General features: G+C 53.5%; 10 protein-coding genes. 9 read left to right on the forward strand and 1 reads right to left on the reverse strand.

Annotated features, from left to right (window positions below):
* The first annotated feature begins 30 nt into the window (after window positions 1-30).
* A complete protein-coding gene (gene ompX / locus PAT9B_RS06390; protein ID WP_013508439.1) occupies window positions 31-540 on the forward strand; it encodes an outer membrane protein OmpX in 510 nt (169 codons plus the stop codon).
* Between the two features lie 153 nt (window positions 541-693).
* Here ompX and PAT9B_RS06395 read toward each other — a convergent pair whose 3' ends face one another.
* Window positions 694-888 (reverse strand): hypothetical protein, encoded by a 195-nt coding sequence (locus tag PAT9B_RS06395; protein WP_013508440.1) that lies wholly within the window; start codon window positions 886-888, stop codon window positions 694-696.
* 190 nt (window positions 889-1,078) lie between these two features.
* Here PAT9B_RS06395 and mntR point away from each other — a divergent pair, with 190 nt between their 5' ends.
* The 8 genes from mntR to PAT9B_RS06435 all read left to right on the forward strand — a co-directional run bounded on the left by mntR (window position 1,079) and on the right by PAT9B_RS06435 (window position 11,377).
* Complete coding sequence (gene mntR, locus PAT9B_RS06400) at window positions 1,079-1,537, forward strand: manganese-binding transcriptional regulator MntR (RefSeq protein WP_013508441.1); 459 nt, start codon at window positions 1,079-1,081, stop codon at window positions 1,535-1,537.
* A 21-nt stretch (window positions 1,538-1,558) separates the two neighbouring features.
* Window positions 1,559-2,668 carry an SLC13 family permease gene (locus PAT9B_RS06405; RefSeq protein WP_013508442.1) on the forward strand — a complete coding sequence of 370 codons (1,110 nt, stop codon included), beginning with the start codon at window positions 1,559-1,561 and terminating at the stop codon, window positions 2,666-2,668.
* A gap of 185 nt (window positions 2,669-2,853) precedes the next feature.
* Window positions 2,854-3,993 (forward strand): HlyD family secretion protein, encoded by a 1,140-nt coding sequence (locus tag PAT9B_RS06410; protein ID WP_013508443.1) that lies wholly within the window; start codon window positions 2,854-2,856, stop codon window positions 3,991-3,993.
* On the forward strand, window positions 3,990-5,558 hold the full coding sequence (locus tag PAT9B_RS06415) for a DHA2 family efflux MFS transporter permease subunit (protein WP_013508444.1): 1,569 nt from the start codon (window positions 3,990-3,992) through the stop codon (window positions 5,556-5,558). Before PAT9B_RS06410 ends, PAT9B_RS06415 begins: the two co-directional genes overlap by 4 nt.
* 1 nt (window position 5,559) lies before the next feature.
* Window positions 5,560-7,083, forward strand: coding sequence for an efflux transporter outer membrane subunit (locus tag PAT9B_RS06420; RefSeq protein WP_013508445.1), 1,524 nt, complete (start codon window positions 5,560-5,562; stop codon window positions 7,081-7,083).
* 250 nt (window positions 7,084-7,333) lie between these two features.
* Complete coding sequence (locus PAT9B_RS06425; RefSeq protein ID WP_013508446.1) at window positions 7,334-8,815, forward strand: sugar porter family MFS transporter; 1,482 nt, start codon at window positions 7,334-7,336, stop codon at window positions 8,813-8,815.
* 395 nt (window positions 8,816-9,210) lie between these two features.
* On the forward strand, window positions 9,211-9,612 hold the full coding sequence (locus tag PAT9B_RS06430) for an H-NS family nucleoid-associated regulatory protein (protein WP_013508447.1): 402 nt from the start codon (window positions 9,211-9,213) through the stop codon (window positions 9,610-9,612).
* A gap of 172 nt (window positions 9,613-9,784) precedes the next feature.
* Entirely contained in the window at window positions 9,785-11,377 is a 1,593-nt protein-coding gene (locus tag PAT9B_RS06435; RefSeq protein ID WP_013508448.1) for an ABC-F family ATPase, read from the forward strand.
* Window positions 11,378-11,420 lie beyond the last annotated feature (43 nt).

Raw genomic sequence — 11,420 nt, forward strand, 5'->3', positions numbered from 1 at the left:
GAGAGAAGTTTTATCACATTTGAGGTGGTTATGAAAAAAATTGCATGTCTTTCAGCACTGGCTTGTGTACTGGCAGTTTCTGCAGGTTCCGCGATGGCGCAGAGCACCGTTTCTGCTGGTTACGCTCAGAGCGATTACCAGGGTGTTGCCAACAAAGCTAACGGCTTCAACCTGAAATACCGTTACGAAGATGGTACTAACCCGCTGGGTTGGATCGGTTCTTTCACCTACACCGAAAAAGACCGCACTGACGCTGGCGTGTACAACAAAGGCCAGTACTACGGCTTCACCGGTGGTCCGGCTTACCGTCTGAACGATTGGGCAAGCATCTACGGTGTTGTTGGTCTGGGCTACGGTAAATACCAGTCTAACGGTGCTGACCGTCAGAAATCTGACACCAGCGACGTAGGTTTCTCTTACGGTGCAGGTCTGCAGTTCAACCCGATTCAGAACGTTGCACTGGACGTAGGCTACGAGCAGAGCCGCATCCGCAGCGTCGACGTAGGCACCTGGATTGCTGGCGTAGGCTACAGCTTCTAAGTTTTTGCTTAGACCAGAGTTGCAAACGAAACGGCCCCGATGGGGCCGTTTTTTTATGCCTGCCGTGTTGCGCTGTCTTATCTGGTGTATCGCAGACGCACAAAAGCAGCGCGATAAATCGCGCCGCAACACAATAACGGTCAGAGGATGCGCTTAACCGCGCCAGATCAGATTCGGGCAGGGGCGTTCGGCAAGTTTTTTGCCGGTCAGCTTTTCGATCAACATCAGACGCAGCGCGAACGGTGAGCGGCTAAACAGGCACAGCAGCGATTTCAGCTCGAAAGCTGGCGCGCTTTTTTCCGCCTGGAAGCATTTGCCACAGTCGAGGCAGCTTTTCATGGTGGTCATGTACACCTCCCGATTATTGACGACGTATTTGTGAGCATTGCTGCTTACATTATCAGCGAATATAGCACCGGCTATACCCTTTAGCCAAGGCTATTTAGGAAAATTTTGTGCTTATTTGTGCCTGGTTTACAATGAGCGCAGCTAATCCGTACCGCAGTTCTGGTATGGCAAATAATAAAGAGGAAGCTGAATGAGTCGTCGTGCCAAGAGCGCCATCACCCCGCCGCAGGGACCGCTTAAAGATATCGAGGAGCATGTCGAAGGATTTCGCCAGGTGCGCGAAGCGCATCGTCGTGAATTAATTGATGACTACGTTGAGTTAATCTCTGATTTGATTCGTGAATTTGGCGAGGCGCGCCAGGTAGATATGGCTGCACGTCTTGGGGTTTCGCAACCGACGGTAGCGAAAATGCTCAAGCGTCTCGGCAGCACCGGGCTGGTGGAACAGGTGCCGTATCGCGGTGTTTTCCTGACGCGCGAAGGTGAGAAACTGGCGGAAGAGAGCCGTGCGCGTCATCACATTGTGGAAACTTTTCTGCTGGCGTTGGGCATCAGCCCTGAAACGGCGCGTCGCGATTCGGAAGGTATTGAGCATCACGTCAGTGATGAAACCCTCGCCGTGTTCAAGAAGTTTTACGAGAGTCGCTAACTTTTAAGGCCTTCCGCCATCATGCCCATCGTGCTTCGTTCTTTCATGCGTGATCGCATTTTGCATTTGTTGTTGCTGTTGGGTGTGATATTGCTGCCGTTTGCGGACTTCCGCTGGCAGCAGTTACCTGCTGCGGTTGACTGGCATACCATCATGACGCTGACCGGCCTGTTAATGTTGACCAAGGGGCTGGAAAACAGTGGCTATTTCGATGTGTTGGGCGCGCGATTGATCCAGCGTTTCCAGCATGAACGGGCGCTGGCGCTGTTTATGGTGTGTGCTGCGGCACTGCTTTCGACATTTCTCACCAATGATGTTGCGCTGTTTATTCTGGTGCCGCTCACCCTGACGTTGCGTAAATTTTCCCGTCTGCCCATCTCGCGCCTGATCATTTTCGAAGCGCTGGCGGTCAACGCGGGATCGATGCTAACGCCGGTGGGCAATCCGCAAAATATCCTGTTGTGGAGTCACGGATCGCTGAGCGTATCGGCCTTTATTGGGCAAATGTTGCCGATTGCGGCCTGGTTGATGCTGACACTGATGGCGCTGACCTGGTGGAGTTTTTCACCGCGAACTATCCAGAAACATGAAGCCAGTCAGGAACACCAATGGCAAAAGCCGCTGTTTATCCTCAGCGTGGTGCTGTACCTGGTGTTTGTGGTGGCGCTGGAGCTGAAGCTAACGGGGTGGGCGCTGCTGCTGGTCGCGGGTTGTTTTTTACTGTTGGCGCGTCAGGTCCTGATCAGCATTGACTGGAGTCTGCTGCTGGTATTTGTGGTGATGTTTATCGATGTCTTTTTGTTGATGCATCTGTCGCTGCTCCAGCCGCATTTCGCCGCCATTGGCAACCTGGGGCAGGGCGGCTTGTATCTGCTGGCGATTGGCCTGTCGCAAATTATCAGCAATGTGCCCGCAACCATCCTGCTGTTGCAAAAAGTGCCACCCTCCGAGGTGGTTGCCTGGGCGGTCAATATTGGCGGATTTGGCCTGTTGCCGGGCTCATTGGCAAACCTGATTGCGTTACGTATGGCACAGGATCGCCGTGTCTGGTGGCGCTTCCATCTCTTTTCCCTGCCCATGCTGGCGTGGTCGATGCTCAGCGGCTGGCTATTGCTGCACTGGCTGCGTTAAGCCAGCGAATTCTCTTCGAACCGGGCGGTGAGTCACCGCCTTTTCAGTATGTTATCGCGCATTTTAGCTGAAAATGCGTGCTTTCACCGTTTTGTAAAGAAATACTGGAATTTGTCAGTTTGTTATCTAAGGTTAACTTGACCGCTTACGCCCGGGGATCGGGGCCAAGATTAAGATGACAATTTATGAGTGATAATAAAAATCAGCCGCCCGCGCCCGCGGCACAACATCCACATCAGCCAGAAGAATCGCACGCCAATTCATCAGAAAACAATGAGCCGGAACGTAAACGCCCCGGTAAAAAGCCGCTGGTTATCCTCGTGATTGTTGCCGTGATCATGCTGCTGATTATTTTCTGGTTCTGGTTCAGTAACCGCAACATTGAAACCACCGATGATGCCTTTACGGAAGGCAATGCGGTAACCATCGCGCCAAAGGCGGCGGGTTATGTGGTGAATCTATTGGTGCGTGATAACCAGCGGGTGAAAAAAGGCGATCTTCTGGTAGAGATTGACCCACGGGATAACGTGGCGCAACGCGATCAGGCACAGGCCCAGCTTGGGCTGGCACAAGCACAACTGCATCAGGCGCAGGCGCAACTGGCGCTATCCCGCGTGCAATATCCGGCGCAGCGTGACCAGGCGTTAGCCGATCAAGCCAAAGCGCAGGCCAACTTGCTCAATGCCCAGGCCGATTACCGTCGGCAGCGTGCAGTTGATCCGCGTGCCACTTCACAGCGCAACATAGACAGTGCCACGGTGCAATTACGCTCGGCTGAAGCACAGTTGCTGAGTGTGAAGGCGCAGGTGGAAGTGGCATCGCAGGTACAGTTGCAACTGCGTGCGCAGGAAACCAATGTCGAAGCGCGTCAGCAGCAGGTTGAGCAGGCGCAGGCACAGTTGAATACCGCTGAGCTGAATCTTTCTTACACCCAGGTGCGCGCACCCTATGACGGTTTCGTCACCAAACGTAATGTCCACATCGGTTCACTGGTGCAGGCAGGCACCGCGTTGTTCTCGCTGGTCTCGCCCGAGATCTGGATTACCGCCAACTTTAAAGAGTCGCAACTGGAGCGGATGAATCCAGGCGATAAGGTTGACATCAGTGTTGATGCCTGGCCAAGCCTTAAGCTGGAAGGGCATGTGGACAGTATCCAGATGGGCACCGGTTCGCGTTTCTCCACCTTCCCGGCGGAGAATGCCACCGGGAACTATGTGAAAATCGTGCAGCGCGTGCCGGTGAAAATTGTCATCGACAAAGGTCTTGATGCCAATCATCCGTTGCCGCTGGGGCTGTCGGTTGAACCGAAGGTGACTGTGGAATGAGTGCGAGCCAGAGCTGGAAACCCGCCAGCAATCCCTGGCTGGTGGCGATCACGGTAACGCTGGCGGTGTTTATGGAGATCCTCGACACCACCATCGTTAACGTTGCGCTGCCGCATATTGCCGGGTCGCTCTCCTCCAGTTATGACGAATCTACCTGGGTGCTGACCTCCTACCTGGTGGCGAACGGCATCGTTCTGCCGATCTCGGCGTTCTTTACCCGCTTGTTTGGTCGTAAACAATTTTTCCTGATTTGTATTGTGATGTTCACCGTCTGTTCATTTCTGTGCGGCATTGCGACAGAGCTGTGGCAAATCATTCTGTTTCGCGTGATGCAGGGCTTTTTCGGCGGTGGTTTGCAACCCACGCAGCAATCGGTGCTGCTCGACTATTTCAAACCGGAAGATCGCGGCAAAGCATTTGGTCTTTCGTCCATCGCGATCATCGTCGCGCCGGTGATTGGCCCGACGTTGGGCGGCTGGATCACCGATAACTACAGCTGGCGCTGGGTGTTCTTTATCAACATTCCGGTCGGCATCCTGACGGTGTTGGCGATTTATCAGTTGCTGGAAGATCCCCCGTGGGAAAGTAAGTGGGATAAAGCCCGCCTGAAGATTGATTACATCGGTATCGGGTTAATCACTATCGGCCTCGGATGTTTGCAGGTGATGCTCGATCGTGGCGAAGATGAAGACTGGTTCGCCTCCCACTTTATCCGCCTGTTTGCCGGGCTGGCGGTGGTGGGCATTGTCGGCGCAGTTTACTGGTTGCTGTACGTGCGTAAGCCGGTGGTGGATCTGACGGTGATGAAAGACCGTAACTTCTGGGTGGCCGGTTTGCTGATGGCGGGGATGGCGATGATTCTCTACGGCAGTTCGGTGGTGTTACCGCAACTGGCGCAGCAGGATTTGGGCTATACCGCCACCTGGTCCGGGTTGGTGCTGTCGCCCGGCGCGGTGCTGATTGTGTTGACGATTCCGCTGGTGCTGAAGCTGATGCCGATCGTGCAGACCCGTTACATCATTGCCTTTGGCTTCAGCTGTCTGGCGCTGGCGTTTTGCTATTCCACCCGTCTGACGCCCAACGTCGATTTTACCACCTTAGTCCTGATGCGCAGTGCCCAGTCGATTGGCCTCGGTTTCCTGTTTGTCCCGCTGACCACCATTGCGTTTGTCACCGTTCCGCAGCGCTTAAACGCCGATGCAGCCGCGTTATTTACCATGTTCCGTAACGTGGCGGGATCCATCGGTATCTCACTGTCGACGGCGGCGATCACCGAACGTATGCAGACGCAATCCGCCAATATGGTGCACAACATGACGCCGCTCAATGAGCCATTTAACCTCACGTTGCAGCACTGGGCGCAGGCGATCCGTGATTACACCACGGCGGTGGGCGATCCGTTGCAACTGGCCAGTGGGCAGCTTTATCAGGAGATGATTGCCCAGTCGCGCATCCTTGCGTATATCGATGTCTTTATGGGACTGAGTATTGTGGCCGTGCTGTTGATTCCTTTTTGTTGGTTGCTTTCGCCGATCAAGAGCGAAGGCAGTGCAGGAGCACATTAAAATGAATAAGCCAGTGCGCTTTGCACCGTTGCTGAATGGGCTGGCGCTGCTGCTTGCCGGGTGTGCGGTTGGTCCCGATTATCAGCCACCCCATGCGCAAACGCCCACCAGCTACCGTGATTTACCCTCCCAGGAAGCGTCAAAACCATTGTCAGCTGCGACCAACCCACTGTGGTGGCAAAGTTTCAATGATCCGCTGCTTGATAGCCTGATCACCCGGGCGATTGCCGATAACCTGACGCTGCAACAGGCGGTGTTGCGCATTGCCGGGGCGCGTGAGCAACTGGCGCAGGCGGGCGGCGGCCTGTTACCCACTCTGAGCGGCTCGGCCAAGGTCACGCGCCAACAGCTCGGACTGAAAGGTTTACTGGAATCGAACGGGGTGTACGACAAGGTCGACAGTGATGTCGCGGATCAGCTCAATGGCCTGACGCATTCGGTGAATTTGTATCAGGGGAGTTTCGATGCCAGCTGGGAGTTGGATCTGTGGGGCAAAGTACGGCGGCAGATTGAGATGGCCAATGCGCAGCAGCAGGCGGCGATTGAGCAACGCAACGACGCGCTGGTGTCGTTACAGGCCGAAGTGGCGCGTGCCTATCTGCAACTGCGCGGGGCGCAGGCGGTGCTGCAAACCTTACAGGAACAGATTGCCATTGCACAGCAAACCTCGGAACTGACGCAAAGCCAACAACGCAATGGCATGGCACCGCTCACCGATGTCGAGAATGCCCGCGCACAGTTGTCATCACTCAATGCCCAGTTGCCGCAATATCAGGCGCAGGAACGTCAGGCAATGAATGGCCTGGCGGTGCTGCTGGGGAAAACCCCTGGCGCGTTAGACAGCGAGCTGGCGAGTGTAAAACCGCTGCCCGCGTTGCCAAAACTGGTGTCAGTGGGTATTCCTGCAACCCTGGCACGCCGTCGGCCGGATATCCGTCAGGCGGAAGCCACCTTGCACGCGCAAACCGCCAATATTGGTGTGTCGGTGGCGGAATTGTTCCCCAGCTTGTCACTGACCGGGCAGCTTGGTGTACGCAACACGGATGCCAGCTACCTCGATAACTGGAGCAGCCACTTTTATAGTATCGGCCCGTCGCTCTCGATCCCGATCTTCCAGGGCGGGCAACTGGTCTCCAACGTAAAACTGGCGCGCGCGCAACAGGCGAATGCAGCGCTGGCGTATCGTCAGACGGTGCTCACGGCGTTACAGGACGTCGAAAATGCGCTGGTAAGTTATCGCGCTGACCAACAGCAGGTCACGGCGCTGGATGAAACCACCGGTGCGTTGCAACGTGCCTTTGATCTCGCCACGGACAGCTATCGTCAGGGGATCTCCACGTTCCTTGAGGTATTGGATGCGCAACGCCAGTTAGCCCAGGCGCAGGCGCAATCCACCCAGGTACGGATGCAAACGGCGCTGGATCTGGTGGCGCTGTATAAAGCCCTCGGCGGTGGCTGGGAACCGTATCAAACGGTCAATCTACCCGATTATGCGGTGTTTGGTCCGGCCACGGCGGTTAAATAATCTGCCAAAGCCGCGACGGCAACGTCGCGGCATCCTTTAATGAAATGAAAATTTTCATTTCATGTCGAATGCAAAATTTTATCTGAACGGGGTTGGGATAATTACCACCCCGGCGTGGCTTTTTTGTGATCTGAGTCCCATGTAAACTTTGTGTTTATGACATGCTACGCAAAATTTAAATTTCATTATTATTCCAAGTGACAGAAATAATCTATTTTTATCGAATCTCTCATCCGCTAAGGAGTCGATAATGTCACGGGAAACCTATCTTACCCCCAACAAAGCATCAGGGCCGAACAGCTCAACGCGCACTGAACCCTTTGTGAAGGTGATTGCCTTGATTGCCACACTCGGTGGCTTGCTGTTTGGCTATGACACTGGCGTCATTTCTGGCGCACTGCTGTTTATGGGGGATGACCTGCATCTCACCCCGTTTACTACCGGTCTGGTTACCAGCAGTCTGCTATTCGGTGCAGCCTTTGGTGCGTTGGCTGCCGGTCACTTTGCCGCCGCCGCCGGGCGGAGAAAAATTATTCTGGTGCTGGCCGTCATCTTTGCGATTGGCGCGATCGGCACCGCCATGGCACCCGATGTCGACTGGATGATTTTCTTCCGCCTGGTGCTGGGCGTGGCCGTTGGGGGGGCATCGGCGACGGTGCCGGTGTATATCGCTGAAATTGCCCCGGCAAATAAACGTGGTCAACTGGTGACGCTACAGGAATTGATGATCGTCTCGGGCCAAATGCTGGCCTATATCTCCAACGCCGGTTTCAATGCGGCGTGGGGCGGCGATACCACCTGGCGCTGGATGCTGGCGGTGGCAACACTGCCTGCCGTGCTGCTGTGGTTTGGCATGATGTTTATGCCCGATACTCCGCGCTGGTATGCGATGAAGGGACGTCTGGCTGAGGCGCGTAAAGTATTGGAACGCACCCGTGCGCCACAGGATGTGGACTGGGAACTGACTGAAATCGAAGAAACGCTCGCCGAGGAGCAGCAAACGCAGCGTCCGCGTCTGCGCGAGCTGCGCAAACCGTGGCTGATGAAGTTATTCTTCATTGGGCTGGGCATTGCGGTGATTCAGCAGTTAACCGGCGTCAATACCATCATGTACTACGCCCCCACCATGTTAAAAGCCGTCGGGATGAGTGATAACGCCGCGTTGTTTGCCACCATCGCCAATGGTGCTATTTCGGTGCTGATGACCTTTGTCGGGATTTGGTTGCTGGGGCGTATTGGACGGCGCACGATGACGATGATCGGTCAGTTTGGTTGTACCGCCTGCCTGGTCTTTATTGGTGCGATAAGTTTGCTGATGCCGGAAACCATTAATGGACAGCCCGATGCATTGCGCAGTTATATGGTGCTGCTGGGGATGTTGATGTTTCTGAGTTTCCAGCAAGGGGCGCTGTCACCGGTGACCTGGTTACTGCTGTCGGAAATTTTTCCCACCCGCTTGCGGGGTATTTTCATGGGCGGGGCAGTATTTGCGATGTGGATCGCCAATTTCCTTATCTCGCTGATGTTCCCGATTCTGCTGGCATCGGTCGGTTTATCCGCCGCATTCTTTATTTTTGCCTTCATCGGCATTGGTGGCGCGATTTTTGTTATTCGCTGTGTACCGGAGACCCGCAACCGTTCGCTGGAACAGATTGAGCATTATTTGCACGACTGGTTATCTGATGAAGAACAACAACCTTCACTGACGACAACCCTGAAGAAAAGTACCTGAACACGCGGATGGAAATGTGACACAGGCCGGTGAAATACCGGCTTTTTTATGTCTGTGTGGCGTGAAAATGTGACGTAGTCAGGTTATGCGTTAAATAAAAATCGTAAGGCTAAAAACATGTTTTCGTCATCCCATTAATCTTTGTTTACCTTTGTGCTCACTTCTGCGGCAGAAAGAATATCGTCTGAAAAACGATGCAGTTTTCTGCCCGAGGTACAAGTTGTCAGCGTTAATTTGGGGTAAATAAAGCGGTCCACCTGGTTTAATCAAGCAGGCAATCAATATCCTCCCACCTTAGGAATTATCCGCGTTGTAAAATTAATTTATTTTTTTATTTGAATTGGGTAATCTTGCCACTACAGTTTATTTAAACCCCCTTAAGCAAGGACATTGTGATGAGTGACGTATTTAAAGTTCTGAACAACATTCGCACATTACGTGCGCAGGCTCGTGAGCTGCCGATGGCTGACCTGGAAGAAATTCTGGAAAAATTAACCGTCGTCGTGACCGAGCGTCGTGAAGAAGTAGAAGCTGAAGAAGCGCAGAATCGCGAAAAAGAAGAGAAATTGTCTAAATACCGCGAAATGTTGCTGGCTGACGGCATTGATCCGAACGAATTACTGGGTGCCCTGGAAACCGGTAAAAAACGCGCCAAGCGTGCACCACGTCCGGCAAAATATTCTTACACTGATGAAAACGGTGAAGAGAAGTCATGGACCGGTCAGGGCCGTACCCCAGCCGCGATTAAAAAGGCACTGGACGCAGGCAAAAGCCTCGACAGCTTCCTGATCAAATAATCTGCACAATCCTTGTAAGCGGGAGCCGAAGGTGACATCACCTTCGGCTTTTTTATTGGGGGGATAAACAACAGGTTGTTGCGCCTGATCTGCGCAATGGTGGCATCCCGGTGCCTGCTTCTGGCATAATGCCCGCTGTTTTTTCCTCCACTGCGTAACAAAGGTCAATGCCGTGTTAGTTTCCAGCAATATCACCATGCAGTTCGGCAGTAAGCCGCTGTTTGAGAATATCTCCGTTAAATTTGGCGGCGGTAATCGTTACGGTTTAATCGGTGCAAACGGCAGCGGTAAATCGACCTTCATGAAAATACTGGGCGGCGACCTGGTGCCAACCGCGGGAAATGTTTCCCTCGACCCGAATGAACGTATCGGTAAGTTGCGTCAGGACCAGTTTGCGTTTGAGCAATATAGCGTGCTCGATACCGTGATTATGGGGCACCACGAATTATGGGCCGTGAAGCAGGAACGTGACCGGATATATGCGTTACCGGAAATGAGCGAAGAGGAAGGCTATAAAGTTGCTGACCTCGAAGTGCAATACGGTGAAATGGATGGTTACAGTGCTGAATCCCGCGCAGGGGAATTATTACTGGGTGTGGGCATCCCGGTAGAGCAACATTACGGGCCGATGAGCGAAATTGCGCCCGGCTGGAAATTACGTGTGTTGCTGGCACAGGCATTATTTGCTAACCCGGATATTCTGTTGCTCGATGAACCGACCAACAACCTGGATATTGACACCATTCGCTGGCTGGAACAGGTACTGAACGAACGTAACAGTACCATGATCATCATTTCGCATGACCGCCATTTCCTGAATATGGTCTGCACCCATATGGCCGATCTGGATTACGGTGAACTGCGCGTTTATCCGGGTAACTATGACGAATATATGACCGCGGCGACCCAGGCGCGTGAGCGTTTATTAGCGGATAACGCGAAAAAGAAAGCGCAAATTGCCGATCTGCAATCTTTTGTCAGCCGTTTTAGTGCTAACGCTTCCAAATCACGTCAGGCAACTTCGCGCGCAAAACAGATTGATAAAATCAAACTGGATGAAGTCAAAGCCTCCAGCCGTCAGAACCCGTATATCCGTTTTGACCAGGATAAGAAATTGTTCCGCAATGCGCTGGAAGTCGAAGCCATCACGAAAGGTTTTGATAACGGCCCACTATTCAAAAACCTGAACCTGCTGTTGGAAGTCGGGGAAAAAATGGCGGTGCTGGGTGCTAACGGTATTGGTAAAACCACCCTGCTGAAAACCCTGGTGGGTGAACTGACACCGGAAAGCGGCACCGTGAAATGGTCCGAGAATGCGCGCATTGGTTATTACGCGCAGGATCACGCCACCGATTTTGCCGATGACCTGACGGTATTTGACTGGATGAGCCAGTGGAAACAGGATGGCGACGACGAGCAGGCGGTGCGTAGCATTCTGGGTCGACTGCTGTTCAGCCAGGACGACATCAAGAAACCCGCCAAAGTCCTGTCCGGTGGTGAGAAGGGACGTATGCTGTTCGGTAAGCTGATGATGCAGAAACCGAATATCCTGGTGATGGACGAACCCACCAACCACCTGGATATGGAATCGATCGAATCGCTGAACATGGCGCTGGAAATGTATGAAGGTACGCTGATTTTCGTCTCGCATGACCGTGAATTCGTCAGCTCGCTGGCAACCCGTGTGCTGGAAATCAAAGGCGATCGCGTGGTGGACTTCACCGGTAACTACGAAGATTATCTGCGTAGCCAGGGCATTGTGTAACCCGGCTGACTGATCACCGCCGCCTCCCGTTGCGCCGCGATTT

The sequence above is a fragment of the Pantoea sp. At-9b genome (assembly GCF_000175935.2).
Lineage (GTDB): Bacteria > Pseudomonadota > Gammaproteobacteria > Enterobacterales > Enterobacteriaceae > Pantoea.

Excerpts from the sequence above, each read along its gene's own strand:
- PAT9B_RS06415 (WP_013508444.1), top strand. The coding sequence starts at position 3,990 with ATGAGTGCGAGCCAGAGCTGGAAACCCGCCAGCAATCCCTGGCTGGTG.
- PAT9B_RS06410 (WP_013508443.1), top strand. The coding sequence starts at position 2,854 with ATGAGTGATAATAAAAATCAGCCGCCCGCGCCCGCGGCACAACATCCA.
- PAT9B_RS06395 (WP_013508440.1), bottom strand. The coding sequence starts at position 888 with ATGACCACCATGAAAAGCTGCCTCGACTGTGGCAAATGCTTCCAGGCG.
- mntR (WP_013508441.1), top strand. The coding sequence starts at position 1,079 with ATGAGTCGTCGTGCCAAGAGCGCCATCACCCCGCCGCAGGGACCGCTT.
- PAT9B_RS06405 (WP_013508442.1), top strand. The coding sequence starts at position 1,559 with ATGCCCATCGTGCTTCGTTCTTTCATGCGTGATCGCATTTTGCATTTG.
- PAT9B_RS06420 (WP_013508445.1), top strand. The coding sequence starts at position 5,560 with ATGAATAAGCCAGTGCGCTTTGCACCGTTGCTGAATGGGCTGGCGCTG.
- PAT9B_RS06430 (WP_013508447.1), top strand. The coding sequence starts at position 9,211 with ATGAGTGACGTATTTAAAGTTCTGAACAACATTCGCACATTACGTGCG.
- PAT9B_RS06425 (WP_013508446.1), top strand. The coding sequence starts at position 7,334 with ATGTCACGGGAAACCTATCTTACCCCCAACAAAGCATCAGGGCCGAAC.
- ompX (WP_013508439.1), top strand. The coding sequence starts at position 31 with ATGAAAAAAATTGCATGTCTTTCAGCACTGGCTTGTGTACTGGCAGTT.